General features: G+C 51.7%; 18 protein-coding genes, 1 pseudogene and 1 other annotated feature. Of the genes and pseudogenes, 16 read left to right on the forward strand and 3 right to left on the reverse strand.

What is annotated here, in order from left to right; all coding sequences use genetic code 11:
- Positions 1-686 precede the first annotated feature (686 nt).
- From OA238_RS09510 to OA238_RS30030, 3 genes and pseudogenes are all read left to right on the forward strand, one after another.
- Positions 687-1,709: an IS30 family transposase gene (locus tag OA238_RS09510; protein ID WP_015494757.1), complete on the forward strand. Its 1,023-nt coding sequence runs from the start codon at positions 687-689 to the stop codon at positions 1,707-1,709.
- Entirely contained in the window at positions 1,706-3,043 is a 1,338-nt protein-coding gene (locus tag OA238_RS09515) for a hypothetical protein (RefSeq protein WP_044036576.1), read from the forward strand. Before OA238_RS09510 ends, OA238_RS09515 begins: the two co-directional genes overlap by 4 nt.
- Before the next feature lie 75 nt (positions 3,044-3,118).
- A pseudogene (locus OA238_RS30030) lies at positions 3,119-4,163 on the forward strand (IS630 family transposase).
- Between the two features lie 401 nt (positions 4,164-4,564).
- Here OA238_RS30030 and OA238_RS09530 read toward each other — a convergent pair.
- Positions 4,565-5,797: an ISL3 family transposase gene (locus tag OA238_RS09530; RefSeq protein ID WP_015495002.1), complete on the reverse strand. Its 1,233-nt coding sequence runs from the start codon at positions 5,795-5,797 to the stop codon at positions 4,565-4,567.
- Positions 5,798-6,397: 600 nt separating this feature from the next.
- Between OA238_RS09530 and OA238_RS09535 the strand changes: the two genes are divergently transcribed.
- From OA238_RS09535 to OA238_RS09600, 13 genes are all read left to right on the forward strand, one after another.
- Positions 6,398-6,943, forward strand: coding sequence for a YaeQ family protein (locus OA238_RS09535; protein ID WP_015495003.1), 546 nt, complete (start codon positions 6,398-6,400; stop codon positions 6,941-6,943).
- Positions 6,944-7,105: 162 nt separating this feature from the next.
- Positions 7,106-7,702 (forward strand): 3'-5' exonuclease, encoded by a 597-nt coding sequence (locus OA238_RS09540; RefSeq protein ID WP_015495004.1) that lies wholly within the window; start codon positions 7,106-7,108, stop codon positions 7,700-7,702.
- Positions 7,703-8,030: 328 nt separating this feature from the next.
- The gene (locus OA238_RS09545; protein ID WP_015495005.1) at positions 8,031-9,107 is read left to right on the forward strand and encodes a tyrosine-type recombinase/integrase; all 1,077 of its coding nucleotides are present in this window, start codon (positions 8,031-8,033) and stop codon (positions 9,105-9,107) included.
- 228 nt (positions 9,108-9,335) lie between these two features.
- Positions 9,336-9,857 carry a hypothetical protein gene (locus OA238_RS09550; RefSeq protein ID WP_015495006.1) on the forward strand — a complete coding sequence of 174 codons (522 nt, stop codon included), beginning with the start codon at positions 9,336-9,338 and terminating at the stop codon, positions 9,855-9,857.
- Between the two features lie 74 nt (positions 9,858-9,931).
- Positions 9,932-11,203 carry an IS256 family transposase gene (locus OA238_RS09555; protein WP_015494194.1) on the forward strand — a complete coding sequence of 424 codons (1,272 nt, stop codon included), beginning with the start codon at positions 9,932-9,934 and terminating at the stop codon, positions 11,201-11,203.
- Between the two features lie 170 nt (positions 11,204-11,373).
- Entirely contained in the window at positions 11,374-11,586 is a 213-nt protein-coding gene (locus OA238_RS09560) for a helix-turn-helix transcriptional regulator (RefSeq protein WP_044036585.1), read from the forward strand.
- Positions 11,586-13,370: a hypothetical protein gene (locus OA238_RS09565; RefSeq protein WP_015495007.1), complete on the forward strand. Its 1,785-nt coding sequence runs from the start codon at positions 11,586-11,588 to the stop codon at positions 13,368-13,370. The genes OA238_RS09560 and OA238_RS09565 overlap by 1 nt, the downstream gene beginning before the upstream one ends.
- An 858-nt stretch (positions 13,371-14,228) precedes the next feature.
- Positions 14,229-14,972 carry a 1-(5-phosphoribosyl)-5-[(5-phosphoribosylamino)methylideneamino]imidazole-4-carboxamide isomerase gene (locus tag OA238_RS09570; protein WP_015495008.1) on the forward strand — a complete coding sequence of 248 codons (744 nt, stop codon included), beginning with the start codon at positions 14,229-14,231 and terminating at the stop codon, positions 14,970-14,972.
- A 457-nt stretch (positions 14,973-15,429) separates the two neighbouring features.
- Positions 15,430-15,798, forward strand: coding sequence for a transposase (locus OA238_RS09575; RefSeq protein ID WP_015494727.1), 369 nt, complete (start codon positions 15,430-15,432; stop codon positions 15,796-15,798).
- Positions 15,795-16,142 carry an IS66 family insertion sequence element accessory protein TnpB gene (gene tnpB / locus OA238_RS09580; protein WP_015494728.1) on the forward strand — a complete coding sequence of 116 codons (348 nt, stop codon included), beginning with the start codon at positions 15,795-15,797 and terminating at the stop codon, positions 16,140-16,142. The genes OA238_RS09575 and tnpB overlap by 4 nt, the downstream gene beginning before the upstream one ends.
- A 69-nt stretch (positions 16,143-16,211) precedes the next feature.
- Entirely contained in the window at positions 16,212-17,906 is a 1,695-nt protein-coding gene (gene tnpC, locus OA238_RS09585; protein ID WP_051076443.1) for an IS66 family transposase, read from the forward strand.
- An 82-nt stretch (positions 17,907-17,988) separates the two neighbouring features.
- On the forward strand, positions 17,989-18,282 hold the full coding sequence (locus tag OA238_RS09590; protein WP_015495010.1) for a hypothetical protein: 294 nt from the start codon (positions 17,989-17,991) through the stop codon (positions 18,280-18,282).
- 286 nt (positions 18,283-18,568) lie between these two features.
- A protein-coding gene (locus OA238_RS09600; RefSeq protein WP_245581481.1) for an IS3 family transposase occupies positions 18,569-19,800 on the forward strand; the annotation gives its coding sequence in 2 pieces (ribosomal slippage) (positions 18,569-18,869 and positions 18,869-19,800; 1,233 coding nt in all).
- Positions 18,856-18,972, forward strand: a sequence feature (AL1L pseudoknot). It overlaps the preceding gene by 117 nt.
- 153 nt (positions 19,801-19,953) lie before the next feature.
- Here OA238_RS09600 and OA238_RS09605 read toward each other — a convergent pair.
- Positions 19,954-20,829 (reverse strand): lysophospholipid acyltransferase family protein, encoded by an 876-nt coding sequence (locus tag OA238_RS09605; RefSeq protein ID WP_044036589.1) that lies wholly within the window; start codon positions 20,827-20,829, stop codon positions 19,954-19,956.
- Between the two features lie 393 nt (positions 20,830-21,222).
- Entirely contained in the window at positions 21,223-22,404 is a 1,182-nt protein-coding gene (locus OA238_RS09610; RefSeq protein WP_015495014.1) for a phytanoyl-CoA dioxygenase family protein, read from the reverse strand.
- Between the last annotated feature and the right edge of the window lie 72 nt (positions 22,405-22,476).

Genomic DNA, 22,476 nt, shown 5'->3' on the forward strand with positions numbered 1-22,476 from the left:
AAGTTGCCGCTGATTGTTGATGATCACAGTTACAGCAGTTTTCTGAGTTTACAGCGTTGCGAATGCAGATGTTCCCAACTCATAATTTCTGAGATCACGGCGTCAATATCGCATATATTTTCTGGGCCGAATGCAAGCAAATGTTGTCCCACCCAATCGTTAAGGTCACACAGCTTAATGGGTACAAATAAGCCAGGCTGGTTGTTGCGAGGACCATGCAAACTGATGCCAATAGTATTGGCCGGATTAAAAAGAGATCATTCATGAACCTGCGACTAAAGTCCGTTTTGTCCGCAGAGCGACGTATTAGCCAACCAAAATGCTGCAAGATGCACTAATGTCCGCAATGACGGGCCGCACTGCAGCATCCTGAGGTGGACGTGAACGGCAGGTTAGGGCCGAAAATGACAACGAAAACTGACTTGATCTAAGTGCAGTCACTGTCCGGTGCCGTGGAGGCTCGACTGGCCCGACCATCATTTTTCACTCCCCCCCTTTGACGGCTTGCTTTTTTTCTTTTTGATAAAGGCAGAAAGTGCTGCGCGATCCGCAAGGGTGGCTTCTGACAGATCGATATTTGCGTCACTAGCAATTTTACGCGCAAAAGAAAGTTGGGCGGCACTTGGACTGCTTAGGCTCAAGTTTCAAATGCAACACTCAGAGCCCTTTGGGCATAGGATGTTGTGATGGACATACGAAGCAAGCACCTCAGCAGCGAGGACCGTGGCGTGATATTAGCCGAGCATAATAGGGGCAGCAGTCAGCGGTTGATCGGCCAGCTTTTGCATCGCCCGGCGAGCACGATCTGCCGTGAGCTGGCGCGAGGTCGGCAGGAAGACGGCAGCTATTGCCCGCAAGCGGCGCGGCAGGCCTATGATGCCCGGCGTGCGCGCTGCCGCCGCGAGCGCAAGCTTGTGGAGGGGAGCGATCTTTATCGTTTTGTTCATGGCAAGCTCGTACATCTGCACTGGTCGCCTGAGCAGATTGCGCAGAGACTGCGTCTCATGAAGCCTGATGATCCATCCGCCCATGTGAGCCATGAGACCATCTATGCCGCGATTTACGCGCAGCCACGTGGTGGGCTGAAGGCGGCGATGATCGAGGCGTTGCGTCAAGCGAAGCCTAAGCGTGGGCTCAAGCGCAGGACAGCGGCGGGCAGTGCTATGGTCCCGGAATCATTGCGCATTATCAATCGCCCTGAAGAGATCGAAGCGCGACTGGTACCAGGCCATTGGGAGGGCGACCTCATCAAGGGCGCATTCAATCGCTCGTCAGTGGGGACCTTGGTCGAGCGCAAGACACGCTTTGTCATTCTTTGCAAAATGGACGGCAATGGGGCCGAGGCCGCGCTCGACAGCTTCACCCGCCAGATGAGACGACTACCCGCTGCTTTGCGCAAGAGCATGACCTACGACCGCGGCTCCGAAATGGCCTGCCACCCCGAACTCGCCAGACGGTTGAAGATCGATATCTGGTTCTGCGATCCGCATGCGCCTTGGCAGCGTGGCAGCAACGAGAACACCAACGGACTGCTGCGTCAGTACATGCCCAAAGGAACTGACCTGAACGGTGCAAGCCAAACATGGCTGAACGACGTTGCAAACCTGATGAACAACCGCCCGAGAAAAACTCTCGGTTGGAGAACACCCGCTGAAGCCATGGCCGACGAAATCGCGGCCTTCAAATCAACCGTTGCACTTGATGTTTGAATCCAAGCATTGGCGAAATCTTTGAACTTAGCCAAAGGCTCCAAGGAAAAAACACCGCTTACAAATGGGCCCTCCGAGACGTAAAATTTAACCAACTTTGGTCGGCATATGGTGGCCGAGATGCCACCGGTAAGCTTAAGAAATATGCGCGGATCTACAAGAAAAAATGGCAAGATTTCCTTCAGTCCACGTTAGCTCATGAGGGTAAAAGTACCAGATTGAATCTTTGGAATCTAGCTCCAACAGATGATCTAGTCGCGTTTCTGATTGAGGCTGAACAGTTTGATGAAGCAGTCGCCGTAACTGAGGCCATGCTCATCGGATTCGAAGCAGGTGTTCAGCACCTCAACTTACCATCAGAGTATTTGCCCTTGAAGGCTGAGGATCAAACCAATGTTTCTGGTCGAATGTTGCTTTCGTACTTTTTCGTGCCTGACAAGGTTGCAAGATTAAAAGCAGCCAAAGAAATTTCAAATTTGTTGTTGGATGAAGGCAATTTCCGTAACTTGTACTTGGAGAAGCTAGGCACTCTTCTTTATGAAGCGGATATTTGCGACTTCCTATCAGTATTGAAATTGAGTGACCCAGTACCTTTCTCCGAGTCTGAAATTCGTTCGGTCTTAAGGCACCCATCTGTCTTGTCTGAGTATATTCTTGAAACTTTAGGATTTAGTCCCCAGTTCGAAAATTTAGAGTACTCAGAGTTTTCAAATGGCGATCTGAGGCCCTCGGAGAGGATGGAACGATCCAAAAATGGGGTCCCTAATATTTGGAGCATGCAAATACACCGCTTATCCCGCGCCTGCGGCCTTAGGCTTGACCTTCGGATTGCGGCCGAGTGGGAAGAACTAACCAAGCGCAAGCCATTTCTTTTTTTCAATCACACTGACTACATAAGCGAAAAATATCACAGCCTAGACAATGTGAGTTGTTCGCTTTCTTGGAACTGTGAAAGCGCGATTGTCTCTGCGTACCTACGAACTATTGGGTACTGCTTTGTGAAGGGGATTTTGGACAGCGCGAACTTAGCGGAATATATCGTTCCTGCCCTGCCGTTTGGTGAGCCATTGTCGGACATTTCCCCCAGTCAGCGTCCTGATTTTTGGCCTGACTTTGGCAACCTAAATATGTCAGGCTCAGAACTAAGTGATGCCGTTTTGCAGCATTTCTTGAACGAATGGAAGCTTCCCAGTGAAGTCCCGCTATTTGCCAGTGGACCGCTTCGGTCTGATGAACGCGGAATTGATATCGATTGGGAATGTATGGTCGTTTCAGAGGAAGACCATCAGGGACAGCTAACCGAGCTTTTTGGTCATATATACTCCTGCGCCTGAATTGACCTGACGATTTTGGGCCTGCGATTCACTTCGTCGCATGGCCAAAGGCGGTTCAGTCTGTATTTTGAGTTTATGAGCAAGCAGTACAAAACAGTCTCCTTATCCGACGAGCAGCGCATAGCACTTGAAGCGCTTTGCCGCCGCCGCAAAGTTGACGCCCTTGTTTGGAAACGGGCGCGCGCGTTTCTTCTTTTGGACGCAGGAGAAGACGCCGGAACGGTTTGCCGGATTTTGGATATTGGCCCGACAGTTTTGACGGAGTGGCGATTTGCCTTTGCCGGTGCGGGACTATCGTTTTTCGGTCTGAAGGACTACAGCCAGCGTCAGGGTCATTTGTCCGTCGTGCAAGAGCAGGCGGTGAGAGCCCATTTCACCGCGCAGCCTGCCCGCAATGCCGATGAGGTCTGTGCCTATGTTCTAGCCGAGTGCGACCAAAACTACAGCACGTCGGGAGCCGCCAAGCTGATGCGCCGCCTGGGGTTCGCGTATAAGAAACCACAATTACTGCCTGCACAGGCCGATGAAGCCAAGCAGACTGCGTTTATTGCCAAATATGAGGCCCTGATGAACGGGTTGGCCGCAGATGAGATGGTTGTCTTTTCGGACGCTGTCCACCCCGAACACCAGAGCCGCCCCGCCCATGGTTGGTTCCCCAAGGGACAAAAGACGGCCCTGAAGGCGACATCAGGGCGCGCTTGACCTTGAGACTTTCCAGTTCACCTTTGTGGAAGGCGAGAAGATCAATGCCCAGACAACCCGACAGATGCTGGAAAAGTTGGAACGCAACAACCAAACCAAGACGGCCATCCACGTCTTTGTCGACAATGCCCGCTATCATCATGCCAAGATACTACAGCCATGGCTGGACAGCCCAGAACGTCGGGTGAAGTTGCATTTCTTGCCAGCATATGCCCCGCACCTCAACCCGATCGAGCGTCTTTGGGGTGTTATGCACAAATGGGTCACCCACAATCGGCACTATGCAACGTTCAACCAATTCACAGAGGCCATTTTCGACTTCTTCCGCAAGACCCTGCCAGAAAAATGGCCAGAGTTCCGCGACACCGTCACCGACAACTTCCGCGTCATATCGCTCAAGGAATACAAAGTGATTTGAGGGGAAAACCTCAGGTCAATTCAGGCGCGGGAGTATAATCAGAACAGGCGGTAATAAATTGGTCGAGAGAGTTATCCCTCGAGGAACTGGTCGCTGGCAAGCAGAGCTCTGTATGCGTGGCTATCTTGAACCGAAATTTAATATCAATGGCTTTTCGCACATTGGTCAACCCTTCGCCGACAAAGTAGCGTTCATGTTTGATCGCGAACCAATCGCTTACTGGAAATTTTGGCTCGAAGAGTGGTTTCCTGCGCGGCTAAGAGGATGCGGTTCAAATTTTGCCGTGGCTACATGCTGTTCGACTAATGATCTTGAGATAATTTCGAACGCTGTAGGCAGTGACCTCTATTTAGTAGTGAGACTAAAAGTTTCGGGGCTCTTCTCCGCTTTGTTGAGTTATTCTAGGATTTCAAATAGAACATAGATTGATTATCTGGGATGGATGATTGTCTAATTTTGAGTTTGAAGTATTCGGTATCCCTGATGCCCCTGGCTCGTTTGCGGATCATTCCTATACTGACATTACCAGCCTCTATCCTGGCGCTTGTCAGCTTGTGTTTCGCGTAGTTGCATATGCCCACACAATGTTTTCTTAGGGATTTTGCGAACTTTTTCAGATAGAGCATGTGTGACTGATCTGCGATCAGGCACCAATTTTCCAGTTGCTCTGACATCCCCTCAAATGATGGGGCGCTCCACAGAGCCTGAAGCTGTTCTTTTAAGACGTAAAGCGTATTCAGGTTGCTATTGCTCTCCAGCAACGTTTGCAGCTTGTTACTTTGTTTTTCATTCAACTTATCCGCATTTTTGAGCAACAGATAATGCGTGCCCTTCATCAACTCTTTACCACTTGGATCGGCCTTCCTGAACTCAAGGCGACGCTGATTATGGATAGCCTTGCTGTAGTTTTTCATGACGTGGAAACGGTCAAATACGATGTCGGCCATCGGCAAGGACTCCCTGACAGCCTTTTGGTAGGCAGGCCCCATATCCATCGACACGGCCTTTATTTTATGGGCTGTATCTGGCCGCAGCTGTTTCAAAAACCTTGAAAAAACTTCGGCAGTTCGACCGGCTTCCACCCAGATCAGATGCCCTCCGACCATATCGTAGACCACCGTCATATAGTCATGACCTTTCGCCCGGGCCACTTCATCGACACCAATGTATTCCAAGCCAGCAAGCTGTGCGGGATCAAGCGCAGGGAGCGTTTCCATCAGGTATGCCTTGTCGATATTCTTTACCGTCTCCCATCGTATACCTAAATGCCTGGAGACAGCCAGAATGGATAAATGACGGCACAATCCACTGATAAGATGGCAAAATCGATGGGTGAAACGGCACCCTTTATCAACAAAAGGACACGCCTCAATGCGGCGCTCACCCTTGCTAATAAAAACCTGCGCTAGCTCAATCTCAATCACACAAGGATACCCAAAAAACGGGATGTCGTTTACTTGTCGGCGAATATGTTGGTTGATGCTACCCTTCTTGCCGGTTGCAGGGTCTATAGCGCTCCTGCGGGCATCCCGACTGCACTGAACAATAACCTTCGCACCGTCTTCAGCCAGCTCAATTTCATTTACACGTTGCCCCTTCAGGCGTAAAATATGTTGCGAGATGTCGATGGTCATATACCTGCCCTATGTAAAGTTGTCAGAAACCTAACATATCAACAGGTTACTTGATGGTCAGCATCTTTTCTTACTCAACAAAGCGGAGAAGAGCCAGTTTCGGGTCAAAAATTTACTTCTAGCAAAGTCCAACAGGGAGAGTATTTTGCATCAAAAAAGATCTATGAGTGGCAAAGCGCAAGAAAATGAGAAGCCTACCGCAACATTGACCTGCGTCGGCTTTAGGGAAGCTGCGTTACGGCAATGATCAATGGGATGAACGGCAGCTAAGGGCCGGAAGTGTCGATACCCGCAAGCAGGATTAGGCCACCTTTTTATGCGCAAGCAGTTGGGTCAAGACATCGCTGACAATTTCTAACGACCGGACCCGCGCAGCGTGATCGTGGATCATATCTGTTGGGGTCGTGATTTCAATGTACCCGATGCTTTAGCTTTGGCCTTGAATGTAGTTACCTCAAACGAACCAACCATCCAGCTCCTGCAAGTCACACAACTTAGTCATACCTAGTGTCCCGCCAAGTATACGCAAACTTTTAAAGTGCTTTCGGAAAGACACCAGACGCATTAGGCACGACTATCTTCGCAATTCTGGGGCATGTCATGGCGCAAAAAGCTACCATCTACAAAGTTGAGCTTTCCGTCTCCGATATGGATCGCCATTATTATGAGACGCACAAACTAACTGTGGCAAAACATCCCTCGGAGACGGATGAAAGACTGATGGTGCGTATCCTCGCCTTTTCCCTGAATGCCCATGAGCAACTGGAAATGACCAAGGGTCTTTCAACGGATGATGAGCCGGACATTTGGCAGAAAAGCCTGAGTGGCGAGCTGGAATTGTGGGTGGCTCTGGGCCTTCCGAGCGAGAAGGTTGTGCGTCAGTCCTGTGGCAAAGCCAGCAAGGTGATCGTCTATAGTTACGGTGGCAGGACCGCTAAGATGTGGTGGGAAAAGCTCAAAAACAACACTACTCGTTTTGATAATCTTCAGGTCATGAATTTTTCGCAAGAAGAGACCCGTGATCTTGGCGAGCTGGCAAATCGCTCGATGAAGGTGCAGGTAAATATTCAGGATGGCGAAGTCATGGTCGGCGTAGACGATCGCATCGTCTACGTGACCCCGATCGAATGGAAAAATGCCGCGTAGTTGAATTGTCTGTACAGTATCCAAAGAAATGAAATGCTTTGTGACGCCCCACATTCATTAGATCTGACGTGCAAAAGATCGCGACGGACAAGATGCATCGCAGCGCGGGGTAAGATAGTTTCACAAGCGTAGGACAGCGAATGATGGACGTGTTGAACAGATTTGGACATCTCAAGACGCCCCGCCGGGCCTTTTCGTTTTATCGCATTGGACGTCGAAACAGCGGGTAAAACGATCGCCGGCATATGCCAGATCGGGCTTTGCTTTGTCAGCAACACAGGGGCTGTTCAGACCTATTCAGTATTGATCGAACCCGAGGAACCATTTGAGCCGTTCAACACCGAACTGCATGGGATTTCAGCCGATACTGTTGAGGGCGCCGGAACATTTCCAGAGGTCTATGCGGCTTTGTTTGACCTTTTGAACACACACAGCCTCGTTCAGCACAGCACATTTGATGAAAAGGCCTTAACATCCGCTTGCGCGCGGTATGGCTTGCCAATGATAACGTCACATTGGACCAACAGCGTCACAGTTGCCCGTCAGGCATGGCCCGCGTTGAAAGGAGCCGGCGGGCATGGTCTTGCAAATCTCAAAAAGCACCTTGGGCTTGAGTTTCATCACCATGACGCTGGGGAAGACGCGCGTGCCTCAGCCACAGTCATATTGAGGGCAGAAGACGTTCTAGGCATGCCGTTGTCCCACCTCACTATCAATCGCCAGCTGGCGTTTCAGTTTGAAAACCGCTCAGGGGACTAGCCGCGAATGGCCGGATTGGCGAAACTGCACTGAAGCATTTAAGTAGATTGTTAAGGTGCGGCTTGGGCTGTTTGTTGCAGTCGTTTGTGCTTGTTAGCGAAACGTTGTCCATCGATGTCTTGACGCCCTTAAGTCCATGAAATATGAACCATATTGTAAGCGGGCGTTGTGTAATGATTAAGACCCCAGTTTTCCAAACTGGAGTTCTGAGTTTTCCTGACATTCTTTTTCATTCCTAGTCATTCAATTCATTGACTTATATCGTTCCTGCTGATGGACTGAGTATCACCGACATTCAGTTCATTTCCGACAAAAAGCAGACAAAGAAATGCCAAAGCTTTCCGAGACTTTTGCGAGCAGACTTCCCAATGCGCGGGCCGGTACAGACAAGTACTGGGATGCTGAAATCAAAGGGCTGGTGCTCTTTGTGGGGAAGCGCTCGAAGACCTGGTACTTTCAGAAGGACGTTGGCGGCCAGACCAAGCGTATTCTGATTGGCCGGTTTCCCATCATCTCAGCGCAAGCTGCACGTCAGACGGCGCTTGGTTTTGCCTTGGAGATGGGCAGAGGGGCAGGGAAGGCGGCTCAGATTGGCGCGCCCACCTTGGAAGCCGCAATGGAAGTGTATCTGGCACGTCCAAAGCTGCGTTCTGAGACCAACAAGGTCGGGATGCGGGCCCAGCTTACGCTTCATCTGAAAGACTGGATGCGCCTGCCCCTGGACGAGATCAGCAAGGCGATGACAGTACGCCGTCATCACGACATGGCTGGATCGCCGTCAGCCGCCAATCATGTGCTTCGCAGCTTTCGCGCCATCTATAACCATGCTCGCCGGACTGGTGATCTGCCGGAATGCCCAACGATGGCAATCGAGTGGTTTGAAGATAAGCCGGACGGGCGGATTATTGAGAACCTGAAGCACTGGCGGAAGACGATTGATGATCTGCCCAACCCGATCCATCGAGTATTCTACGAGCTGCTCTTGTTTACCGGCCTTCGCAAAACTGAAGTGTTCACTTTGAAGTGGGAACAAATACTTGAAGACCGGATCCATCTGCCAATGACGAAGAATGGCCGGAGCTTCGACCTTCCGATCTCGCAGCTGCACCATGAGATTTTGGCACCGCTTCGCCCTCTGAGCAGCGACTGGGTATTCCCATCACCAAAATCAGAGACAGGTCACATCACGAGGCCGGTAAGGCTCAAGTATAATCCGCATATGCATCGCCGAACATTCGCGACGGTTGCGATGGAAGCAGGCGTGCTGGAGGAAATCGTAGGGCGGCTGCTCAATCACACGCCGCTGTCGATCACGGGGCAGAGATATACGCGGCCGTCGTTGGATGCGTTGCGTCCGTCGATGGAGATTGCATGTGAGGAAATATTGAATCGCATCAACAGCTGATAGGTTTTGGATAAACGGGAAATCTTGCGATGCATATGGTATGTGGTAAATTAATAGATCTAAAATGACGTTCTTGGAGTGCCAGTCATAAATAAGGCAAAGCTAAAGATTCCACACCGCCGGCACACTGACGAGTTTTACGAAGTTGCTGACCAAATAGAAGAGGTTCTTGCGCCACATTTTCCTGATGTTATTCGGCGGCAGCTACAGCACCGGACCTATTCCTTTATGGACGACTACCGCGACTTTGAGGCCGACTTCTGGTCTAGAGAAGGCCAAATCCCAGTCATCGAGACGATACAGCGACAGCTGGTATCAATTAGTCGTTCGTTCGATTCTCTGCCGCAAGTGATAATGAATGAGTTGGAAGCTATGGCAGACGAGCATGGAGAAAACGCGAAGGAGGCATTCCTGAGGACAACTACGAGAGATTTTCTCTTTAAGTCTGAACTGCCGGGCCCGGACGCTGCGACAGCCTTAAAGGCGCTGCGAGCCTTATCAGACCATCATGAGAAATTAGCCGAAGTTTTCGAGAAAGTGAGGCGATCCCTGCCAAGTGGAATGCCCACGAGGAACCGTCCCGGCGATGCCTACGCCGTCATTTATGCGTCAATTTGCATGTGCCGGGAGGACGGCGCCATCAACGTTCCAAAAGCGGTCAAAGAGACAGGACCCTTCTTCCGACTGCTGTCCGATCTCTTCCAATTGTTTGGCATCACTACATCAGGAGTTATGGTGGAATTTGGGTGATGGCGTGATTTGAAAGGCGGCGTATTGTGGCAGGTGTCAAAGCCGGCCAGAACCTCACAAGGAGCAATACGCCTATGAAGAACGATACACAGATCCTGCCGTTCCACCAATCGGAAACGATCGTAGATCCGTTGACAGAGCTTGCACGGGAGGGTGCCCGCCGGATGTTGGCGGAAGCGCTGAAAGCCGAAGCTGATGCATTTGTCGCCAGCTTTGCAGATGAACAGCTGGAGGATGGCCGCCAGCGGATTGTGCGGCATGGATTTGGCCCTGAACGGCAGATCCAGACCGGCATTGGTTCTCTGGATGTCCAGCGGCCCAAGGTGCGCGACCGGCTGGCAACACCTGATCCGTCCAAAAAAATCCGCTTTACATCGAACATACTGCCGAAATGGGCGCGCCGCTCGGTAAGCTTAGATGCCTTGTTGCCGGTGCTTTATCTGAAAGGCATTTCAACGGGTGATTTTCAAGAAGCGCTGTCAGCCATTATGGGCACCGACGCGCCGAACCTTTCGCCAAGCGTCATTTCGCGACTGACGGCTGGATGGCAGGCACAATATGACACCTGGACCCGGCGTGATCTCTCTGCTCGTCACTATGTCTACATCTGGGCCGATGGCGTCTATCTTCAGGCCCGGATGGAAGAAAATGCCGAATGCATGCTGGTGATCATCGGTGCAACACCGGAGGGCAAGAAAGAATTGATCGGCTTTCAGGTCGGTCTGCGGGAGAGCGCACAGAGTTGGCATGAGTTACTGACCGACATAAAAAGTCGTGGGTTGTCCGTTGCACCGGAAATTGCGGTTGGTGACGGGGCCATGGGGTTTTGGAACGCGCTGGACAGGGCATTTCCAGGCACAAAACACCAACGGTGTTGGGTGCATAAGGTGAAGAATGTTCTGAATTGTTTTCCCAAGCAGATGGCACCGGCTGTGAAGTCAGATCTGGATAACATCCAGCACGCAGGGACGCGCAAAGAAGCAGAAGCGGCGCTGGCAGTGTTCTCTGAGAAATATGAGGTCAAATATCCAAAGGGCGTTGCATGTCTAATCAAGGATCAAGACGCGATGCTCGCATTCTTTGATTTTCCGGCGGAACATTGGGGCCATCTACGCACTTCAAACCCTATAGAAAGCGTGTTTGCCACCGTCCGACACAGAACGGTTCGTACCAAAGGCGCACTGTCGCAAAAAACTGCAAAGCTGATGGTTTTTACCCTCATTCAGGCCGCATCAAAGAAATGGTTGAGGCTCAAGGGTAGAAACCAGTTGCCAAAAGTCATCGATGGCATCAAATTCAACGACGGTGTCGAAGTGACCGGTGACACCGAAAACCACGCCGCCTAATGATGCGCGTCACCCAAATTCAAGCATAGCTCCTACATCAGTTGAGGGTGCCTACAAAGGATGGGTCAAGAATGTCGAAGACAAATACGATAATTTTGATTTGATGCAGATATGATTACATAGGCAATACACGCCATCTTTGTCTCATCACAGACAAGGAGAAGAGTTCAATGGAACCCGTGTACATGACACCCCCTCAGGCCGCAGAATATACCGGTCTGAGCGAGAGCTACCTCGCAAAACTGCGCATGACGACAGTCTACGGATCTGGGCCAAACTTCATAAGGCTTGGGCTTCGTGCGATCCGCTACCGTCGCGCTGATCTTGATGATTGGATGGTGTCCAAAACGGTTGTCACTCAAGCCGCTAAGCGGATCAACTGATGACGGATATTGTACAAGATCTCGTCCAATCGCCCATTGAAACTACCAGTAGTCCAGACAGTGCAACTTCCGGAAAACGCACTTCTCAAACCGCATTTGCAAACGCTGAGTTTGTTCCGAGGAAACAAGCCTCTTCCGTTGCCAAGAAGGGTGACCCTATAACCCCTTTGGGTCACAACGCCGGAAACTACTACCTCATTCCACCAAGTGGACAGTTGCGGAAGTTTAGCGCTGAGTCTCTGGAGAGTGGAAGGGGCGTCAAATCGCTTCTTGTTGGTCAAGGTCCTGACGTTGAAGCTTGGTGCATAGAACGGTTTTTGACACAAAATGACAGCTGGAACCCGAAAGCAGCAGGTCTCTGGATCATCGAGAGGTGCAATGAAAAGGGTGTGTTCGATCCGGATCGCGCTGACTTTAGGTCGGTTGGGGTGTGGCGAGATCGACATGGTCTAGCAGTAGCTCATTGTGGCAATTGTCAGTTTTTGTCGGATGGCTCAGTTGATCTATTACAAAGCAGCTCAATCGGAGCAATCATGGTCGGCGCGGGGGCCATTGATCCACCTAGCTTCGTCAGTATTTCGGCAAACTTACGACTAGACTTGCTCAACAGAATTCGGGAGCTTTGGGGTTGGAAGCAAAACACGGATGCTGACAATTGGCTCGGCTGGGTCGCTGCGGCCTGCCTAGGAGGGTTTCCTGAATGGCGCTCACATCTCTATGTCCATGGAAGTCGCGGTAGCGGCAAATCAAAGCTACTCGAATTGGCAGGAGCTCTACTTGGCGATCTGGCTGGTGAAGTCATAAACGATGCAACGGAAGCTGGCTTGCGGCAGTCCAGAAATAATGAGGCGCGACCATTACTCATCGATGAGTTCGAGCCAGACGAGAATACTCGCAATGCCAGTCGGCAGGATGGTATGCTGGCACTGTTTCGACGCATGTCAGGCGGCAAGGGCGGAAGGATATCTAGGGGCGGCGCAGATCATGCATCAAAGTCGTTCCGAATGCTCGGTGCTGCCTATGTAAGTTCGATAAATCACATCCAATTTGAACCGCAGGACGGTTCGCGGTTTGTCGTGCTGGGATTGTTGCCTATTCCACGTCCGACGGCGCCTATAGGGACGAAGGACAAGCTAACAGAGGTGTTCGAGCTCTGTCGGAAGATGTCGCCACAGTTTCGCGGTAGAATGCTTGAACAAAGTGAGCGTTGGGACAGAACGCAGGGGGCGATTTCCATAAAAGCAAAATCGATGGGTGCTGATAGCCGGCAAGCAGACACCGCGTCGACCATACTGACGGGATTAGACCTTTTCCTTTTCGACGGCGAAATCAATGAGGTCCGTCTGGAGGGTCTGGGTGAGACGATGATGGCCATGATATCTGCCGCGGGCGGCGATGATGAGCGTTCAGAGGGACTAGATGCTCTGGACTTTCTGTTATGCTCATCTCTCAATCTTGATCACGGCCTAAAGCGGACGGTGAGAGAGTTGCTGGATGCAGCTCTTAGCGGGTCTGATGACGGAGAAGTCTTCAAACCAGAGGCCGCCTTGGCGCGTCACGGGATCTACATTTACGCAGACAAGAAGGCATTCGCCGTTCGATCTGGTCAGATGTCTCCAGCTGCAATGCTCTATGCAAATACGAAATGGCGTAAGGGCGCACATGTCTCAGCGTTACTGAAAATCAACGGCATTGAGAAGTCTGCATCAGCGGTGCGGTTTGGACGGCGAGGACAGCAACGAGTACTGACTGTTCCAGCTTCTCTCATTTCTGGCGAGGATTGAGATCGCATAGCCGGTGTCCCACCTTTGGATTACTGTCACATGTAACGCGTTGAAAAGAATGGGGGATGTTCGAGATGGTGGGGTGTGACACGCGAGCCCCCAACCACCTTCCTCAACTATGACCCTCTATTCATTAACTGAATATACTTTTCATAATTAGTGTAACAGTTGCGAAGGTGTAGAGATAACAGGATACTAGCTGGGACAGAAACCTGTCCCAGCGGCGTCACACTCTACAGATATGATCGGCAACTATCAGGCCATAGCGCAGTACTGGCGGGAGGGGTGGGTCAAATCGCTCCAGGCTCTTCATGGCGCAGACCCACTACACCCCCACGCGCAGATTTTATTTCCCGGTAAGAGTTAGTATTTGGTGCATGACGACAGTTACTCCTTCGCGGATAAGGGCGTTGAGTGATTGTAACGGGTATCGGATTTAAACTGTTTAATTTCAGTAGCTTAAGTGCAGGCTCTTAGGGAGCTTCTCACGACCATGCCTTTTTAGCCAAAGTTCAAATCGTTTTTCCCGAAAGGTGTAATTATGGCCGTAAAAACTTCTGTTCAAAGCTAATTAGTAGGGGCTGCTTTTTGGCCCCAACCGGCCGTTCAACCATAAAAGACAATGCTGCGGCGCGGCCCGTCATTGCAGCCATTCGTGCAGAGCGCAGCATTTAATCAGAATCAACCGTCGGTGTGCAGACGGACCAAAACTTCCGTCCTCGAACCATTTCGGTAGGGTTTTCCCATTCTGTCTTAATTCGTGCGAGACTGGTCGCATCTTCTCGCGATTGGGAGCCGAACCGCTGCTACGCTTGATAAGCACCCAAGACTCGAACACCGATTAAAAGGAAGTTTGCCATGATCCTCTATCCAATGATTGAACTGCTTGATGGCCGATGTGTTAGCCTATTTCGCGGTCGTACTGAGGAGCCCCAGATCTGGCACCTCGATCCAGTAGAAAAAGCGAAGAGTTTCGTCGGAGCTGGCGCGCAATGGCTACATATCACTGATTTTGATGCTATGTCGGGTGATGAACGTAACGCTGATCTCATCCGCGAGATCATTCTTACGGCAGGCATTCAAGTGCAATTGGGTGGTGGCTTTCGAAGCTTGGAACGCATCGCTTACTGGATCGACCAAGGTGTTGGGCGCATCGTTGTCGGCACTCTGGCCTTGCTTCAGTCCGACATCGTTAAAGAGGCCGCAAAGCTTTTTCCCGATCAGATCGTGCTCGCGGTTGATGTTTATGAGGGGTTCGTAGTTAGCGATGGTTGGCGAGAGAAAAGTTCCTTTACGCCTTCAGCATTTCTCAAAGCATTTGAAAATGTTCCTTTCGCGGCGATTATCGTGACCGATATTGATGCAGACATTGGTGATGCTGAGGACAGTGTTGCCTTGATCACGCAACTCGCTAGCGAAACGCGGACACCGGTGATCGCAAGAGGACTGGCGCGAACGCTTGATGACCTGTCGCGACTGAAATACGTGCCGTTTGTCTCAGGGGTCTTGATTGGACGTGCCTTGTTTGATCGCAGCATCGATATCGAGGCAGCGCTGGAGGTTTTCAAGCCTGATGGAGAAGGTCAGGCGAAATTCATCTGAGGTGATTTTGGCGGCTTGACGACTTGTTGCAGGATCAGCCTTCATACGTTTAAAACCCCAATGTATGAGCTTCTTTTCATGCCGCAAACGGCCCAAAGCCGACACTCATCAGCAATTATGCCTGCTGCGTTGCGGCAGCAGTTTCCGGGTCTTTGACCTCAACTGATAACGAGCGGATATCAACATTTACCCAAGGTTTCTTTTAGGTCAAATTTGTTTATCGTGCAAAATAATCAAAGGAGATCACCCTGTGGCGGAAGATCCAAATCCAAATGCAATGAAGGATGTCGAAGCCGTTCGCAGGCTACTGACGAACGCAGTTCGCTTGAAGCGAGAAGATATCGCAAATGCGTGTAGGATTGTAAACATACAGGGAACCCCCTCTTTTTTTGGCATGATCTAAGGTGCGATTATTGCGCGAAGCTGGCGATATGGCTGGCGCGATATGAGGATTTTGATGATGAACAAGACTAGGCGTGGCCGAGGTTCCAAATACACGGATGATTTCAAGCGACAGCTTGTAGCGGAAAGCCACACTGCTGGCGTGAGTGTTCCAATGGTTGCCAAGAAGCACGGTGTGGGCACCAACCGGATTTATGCATGGCGCAGCGATGGGCGGTTTCAGCCTGACAAATCAGATATAGGCCAGTTCACCCCCGTAGAGATTGCCGATGCGGGTATGGTGGACACGCCTGCGTCATCCGGCACCAGCATCTTACCTGTCCCCCATATTGAGATCACACTTGAGAACGGTCGCAAGCTGAGCGTGAGCGACGGGGTTGATGCTGGCTTTGTGCTGGAACTGGCGCGAGGACTTGCAGCATGATCCCTGTTTTGGGGGATGCGAAGATCTGGCTTGCCGCAGGAGTTACGGATATGCGGCGCGGCTTCAACGGGCTGGCGGCGCAGACCGCGCAGGTTCTTGCAGCTGACCCTTACGCGGGGCATCTATTTTTGTTCCGTGGCCGTCGTGGCGATCAGATCAAGATGATCTGGTGGGATGGTCAGGGCGCGTGCCTGTTTACCAAACGGCTTGAACGTGGACGGTTCGTATGGCCCTCAGTCAAGGAAGGTAAAGTCAGCCTAAGCCGCGCACAGCTTGCGATGCTGATGGAAGGCATAGACTGGCGTATTCTCAAGAAGACATGGCGTCCAAGTATGGTTGGATAGCTGTATGTTTTATAGGACTTCTTGCCTTTGTGGGATTCCCATGATGCCCGAGATTTGGTATGTAATGGCATGAGTAAGACCCCTCCAAATCTGACTAATCTGCCCCCTGAAGTACAGGCATACGTTGCCGCGCAAACAGCGGAATTGTCAGAGCTGAAGCAAGCGTTTCTCGGGTCATCCCTTGGCCATGCGACGGTACAAAAACGCCTCAAGGATGAGATGGCATCAGTGGACGCCGCCCTGAGTGCCGAGCGCACCGCTCATGCGCGGGCCATCCAGAACCGAGACACCATCATCGCCGATCTGCGCCTGCAACTCCACGGTCACAACAAGCACCGCTTTGGCTCAAAGTCGGAAAGCAGTGCACAGCTGGCGCTTGAGTTGATCCTTGAAGAACTTGAGATCGAACAAGCCGTTGAGACAGATGATGAACCCTCTGACGCTGAGGCCAAGCCGCCCCGCACACCGCGCAAGCGCAAACCTTTCCCAAAGGGGCTGAAGCGTGTCCAAAAGACCATCACCCCCAGTGATGCTTGCACCGACTGTGGCGGCAGCTTCAAAGTGCTTGGAACGGATGTGATGGAGGAGTTGGAATATGTCCCGGGACATTACATCGTGAACCAAATTGGCCGCCCGCGTCTGGCCTGCACCTGTTGTGAGGCCGTTGTTCAGGCTGAGATGCCAAGCCGACCCATTCCGAAGAGCTTTGTCGGCCCCGCGCTGATGGCCCACATCCTGTGCTGTAAATACGGCTATCATCTGCCGCTGTATCGCCAGAGCCAGATGTTTGCCAACGAGGGCATTGATCTGAGTGGATCGCTCATGGCGGGATGGGTCGGCAAATGCACCAAACTGCTGGAGCGCGTCTCAGATGCAATCCGCGATCACGTCTTTGAGGCGCAGGCGATCTTCATGGATGACACAACGGTCAAGCTGCTCCAGAAGGGCAATGGCAAAGGAAAGAATAAGACCAAAACCGCGCGACTGTGGGTCTATGCCCGAAAAGAAGACACTTGGGCCAGCGGAGCTCCACCTGCGGTGTGGTACCAGTTCTCCACCAGCCGTGAGGCGGAGCATCCCAGCAAGCATCTCGAAAGCTATGAAGGCTACGCCCATGCGGATGCCTATGCTGGGTATAATGACGCCTACCGCACGGGGCGGGTCAAAGAGATGGCATGCATGGCCCATGTGCGGCGTGAGTTCTTTGACCTTTATGAAAGCACAAAGCTGCCCGTGGCGGGCGAAGCCGTGCTGCGGATTAAAAAGCTCTATGATGTTGAGACACAAGCGCGGTTCCTGCCCCCTGCGGAACGCGTGGCCCTGCGTCAGGAATACGCCAAGCCGATCTTTGATGACCTGGAAGTCTGGCTTAAAGAGCAACTGGGCAAGATCTCTAGCAAGACGCCGCTGGCCAAGGCGATCAAATATGCACTGGCGCGCCTGCCAAAGGCACGGCCCTATCTTGATCACGGCTTTCTTGAGCTGGACAACAACACAGCCGAGCGCGCAGTGCGCCCTGTGGCCGTGGGACGCAAAAACTATCTCTTCATGGGATCAGAAGCAGGCGGCAAATCTGCAGCAATTGCTTATACGTTGATAGAGACCGCCAAGATGAACAAAGTGAATCCCGAAGCCTGGCTCGCATGGGTGCTGGAACGCATCCAGGACCATCAAGCAAACCGTATCAACGATCTCATGCCGTGGGCCTATCAGGACATGATCGATGCTAAAAACGCCGAGGCCAAGGCAAAAGACGCAGCTTGATCAAGGGCAGCGTTGATGCTTACGTAGGATTCGCATTTATGAGTTATCTGGCTGTGACTACGAAGACCCTATCGAACGACGATTGTGGCAGGCGGTAACCGCTTATGAGGAAACTCTTAGAGAGAAGCACGGTCGCAAACAACAAGCCAGCTACACCCGTCGAAAAATCGCGGCCAAGGGGGTTCTACAGACCTTGACGGATTGGGCACTGGATCCAAAAGTAACTCCTGGTTTCGAGGCCTTGGTGGCTGCCAATGCAGCTAAATTTACTGGGGAATACGTCGTGGTCGAATATGCCGACAGATTTTCTGCAGAAGCTGTGCAAGCTGCTCAATCTAAGCTCAAAGCCTATGGTGTTGAAGTCACCACGTCTTAAAACAAACGGCCCTTTCCGGACTTTGACTGGCCATCGCATGCCGCGCTGCAGTTTCCCGGCAGCAGACATTAACTGGTCATCTAATTTTTCCATCCACAAGCTGCTCTCTATGTGCAGTTGCACGACCCGCACACTGCATGTTAACCGAGTCACAGCCATTCTTGGGTATGCTGCTCAGGTGTCGGTTAGGGCTGGCTCGGTGATTGCACACCTTTCCAGCCTGAACAGGGACGGCCATTGAACCAGACCGAGTTTACCGGAGAGCATAAAGCTTGGAAGGTAAGTCATGACAAAAGGAAATTCAGGGAACCGTTTTTCGACAGAAGTGCGTGCGCGCGCAGTGCGTTTGGCGCTTGAGAATGAAGCGGATTATCGGACGCGATCTGAGTGCTTCAGATCGATTTCGAAGAAGATAGGATGTAGCCCCGAAACGCTTCGGGACTGGGTCAACAAGCAGGCGGTTGAAACCGGTGATCGGGAAGGTTTGACACAGTCTGAGCGCGCGCAGATGAAAGAGCTTCAGCGCGAGATCCGTGAGCTGCGCCAGGCCAATGACATTCTTCGTAAGGCGTCAGCTTTTTTCGCGGCGGCGGACCTCGACCGCCTATGGAAGAGATGATCATGTTCATAGACGACCATCGTGAGCATCTTGGCGTCGAGGCGATTTGCAAGGTTTTGCCGATCGCGCCATCCACATATTACCACCACAAATCGATTGAGCTTGATCCTGAGAAGGCCTCTGCCCGCGCAAAGCGCGATACCTTCTTAATGACCAAGATCCACATCTACTGGGAGAAGAGCAGGAAGCGATATGGGGCCGTGAAAATCTGGCATGACTTGCTCGACGAGGGCACTGTAGTCGCCCGTTGCACGGTTGTTCGCCTCATGAAAAGCATGGGAATACAGGGAATTACACGCGGTGATGTGACAACCACGAAGAGTAACCCTGCCTTGCCGTGCCCTGAAGACAAGGTGAACCGAAAGTTCAAGGCACCAGCACCAAACATCTTGTGGGTTGCTGACTTTACCTACGTCAGAACCGCCGTCGGCTTTGTATATGTCGCGTTCATCATTGATGTCTTCGCGCGCTACATCGTTGGCTGGAAGGTCTCTTCCTCTCCCAATGCCCAGATGGTGCTCGATGCTCTGGATCAAGCGCTAGCTGCGCGTCAACCAGATCCAAAGACCCTTATTCATCATAGCGACAGAGGCGTTCAATACTTGTCGATCAAATACACAGAGCGCCTTGAAGAAGCCAAAATCGATCCGTCAGTCGGCAGCGTTGGTGACAGCTACGACAACGCGATGGCCGAGACAATCAACGGTCTCTACAAGGCTGAGGTCATCGAGCATGAGGGCCCGTGGCAAGGCAAAAAAGACGTCGAATTTGCAACGCTCGATTGGGTTCACTGGTTCAATCACGAACGCCGTTTTGGACCCATCGGATACATCGCTCCAGCACAAGCAGAAAGGAACTTCTATGACAGCCTGAACACTGTTACTATAGCTGCAGAATAGGAACTAAACCGTCTCCGGTAAACCCGGTCTGGTTCACATTGCTGTCGTTCACGTCCACCTCAGGATGCTGCTGTGCGGCCCGCCGAAGCGGCCACTCGTGCATCGCGCAGCATTTCGTCGGCTAAAACATCGATCAGCGGACTAAATTTACCCTCACACAGCGTCCCAACGCCTCAACATCCAGTACCACTGTTCTGGATCAACCATGATCCGCGCAGATAGGCTGTCATTGAAAGCATGGGTCATTGTAATGCTGTCGGTGTGTGGGATTGGGGCTTCGAAATCCACGTTGAACGCGTTCCCGTCTTCAGTGCGGATACCATAGGCTGGTATCATGGGTAGGTCGTACTTGAGTGCAAGCTGGGCCGCAGAGAGAGATGTTAGAGCATCATACCCAAGGAAAGGTATTCGCACACCCTCCGAATACTTCTCATCTAATAAGATTGAGATAATACCGCCGCCCCGCAAATGGCGCACAAGAGCCTTGGTTCCCACGCGGCCAGTTGCCAAAATTGGCTTCCCCCCTGCTTCAATCCCCGCAAAAATGCGGCGTTCGTAATGGCGGTTTTTGTTTGGTCGATACACAGCTCCGCTTTCAAGTCCCTGCATTTTGATAACTGCGCGAACAGCTTCCCATTGGCCAAAGTGGCCAGAAACAATGATCGCTCCCTTGCCAGCCGCTTGAGCCTCTTTCAGGGCAACAAGACCAGGGCCTGAGGCGTTGAATTTGTGGTGTTGGGTTTGAAACTCAGCGTCGTGATAGATCTCAAAGAGCGTCCGCCCCATTTGCATGCCCATTTTTTGACCAAGCTTAGCGCGCGCACTGCGCTTCACACCGGGAAAAACCCGTTTGGCTTCACGGTCAAACCGGCGTCTTGCTGGCGGAAACCAACGCATAATCACACCGAATGTCGTTCCTAACCCACGTGACCGCAAATCAAAGGCGCGCCATCGAAGAACAGTCAAAGCCGACCACAAAGGGAAGTATCTGACGTGATGTAAAACTGATTTTAGAGATGTGGAAAGCATGGCTCTATATGAACGGCTTAAACGGCAATACCAATTGAAAACACAGTAACTTTAACACAGCAAATGAACTTACTCTTCCAACACACTAACTCAACACAAACTTCCAACACAGTGTTTTAGGTTGTTGTCAAAAACACTGTCTTACTGGTCAGTGGAGTTGCGCACGTAAACCCAGCTTTGGCACTGGCTATATTTGTTGCTTGCTGCCTATTTTTGGTTGCCCCTTGGCATGTGGGCAGTGCTTGGTGCTAACGGCCCTAACCGGACCTTGAGGCAACGCGCAGCGAACGGCAGCTACGAGCCAAGTGACAGTTTTCTGCAGAGCGGCGAATGGCCGCTCTGCAAGGCTGGCCGAGCGAAAACGGCAGACACTTTTACGCCGATAGCTTGAAGCTATGCTAATTGTTTGACGCGCATTTCATCCAAAATCGCTCCAAATTCCTGAAGATCAAAACCCTCAGCAAGGGCACGCGCAAACAGCGCTTGCTGGGTTTCAGGTGCAAGCCCGCCTTTGGGGGGATCGCGGTCCAAATTGGTCGGAAATGAATACCCTTCTGCAGACGCAGCAATTGCAGCCTTTAGGTCTGAAACGCCCAATGTGCTGTTCTGGTGTGCGGCCATCGCATGGGGATACAGCAATTTGCACATCTCCTCACGGTCTACAGTTTCCATGGCACGCCCGAACGCAGACGACACCTGCAACAAGTTGGCCATGCGGTGAACGTCACTGCTCGTATTTGCGCCGGCCGCATGAAAAAGTGCTGGGTTGAAAAATAGGGCATCCCCTTTCGCCAGTGGCAATTGAATGCAACGCTCTTCAAACAGCGCCCTAAAATCGTCCCGTCGCCACGCGGCATAACCTGCGCGGTAAAGTTGCGAGAACGGCAAAAGCTTTGTTGGGCCACTTTCAACTGGCATGTCACAATGTGCGACGGCACCTTGCAGCGTCAGAGCAGGCGAAAGGTCGTGAACATGCGCGGGATATTCCGCACTAATTTCGGCCGTTTGAAAGCCGAGGTGATAGTCTCTGTGGGCTTGCTGTGCCGCACCGCCTGGATGAACCAGATTGATCTGAGCTGTCATTTGATAGTTTGGGCCAAGCCATGCCTCGCACGCCGCAGCGATGGATGTATTGGCGAAATATCGTAAAAATACATCCGGAGCCTCTTCGCACAGTTTTTGCAAGGAGTTCCATATCCTGTCATTGGACCCAGATGCCGCGAAATGGTCACCTCCACCGCCACTTGCCAGTTTTTCTGTTGCAATAATTTGCTCGTAGATTGCTGTGGCCTCGTCAAGAACGGTAGTGTCCGCGTACGCCCCACGTAAAACCAGAACGCCTGCACCCGCCTGAAGAACACGCGCCCATTCAGCCATAATTGTCTGGCGCCGCTCTTTGTCCTCAAGCGATGGACGCAATCTGGCCATGTCATAAATTGGGGTATTCTTTTGGACGTCGTCTGCGTTCGGAACGGTTGATGCGTTTGCAGTTTGATCAATAAGCAGAGTGAATGCGTTCAGATCACATTCGGCGTTATCAAAGTATCCTGCATCAGTTTCGATATGGTTCATCATTGAATCTCTCCCTGTGTTGCCCTCAATGTGCACCAATGAAACCTTGATTGGCTCACCAAAAGACATCAGAAA

Source organism: Octadecabacter arcticus 238, from assembly GCF_000155735.2.
GTDB lineage: Bacteria > Pseudomonadota > Alphaproteobacteria > Rhodobacterales > Rhodobacteraceae > Octadecabacter > Octadecabacter arcticus.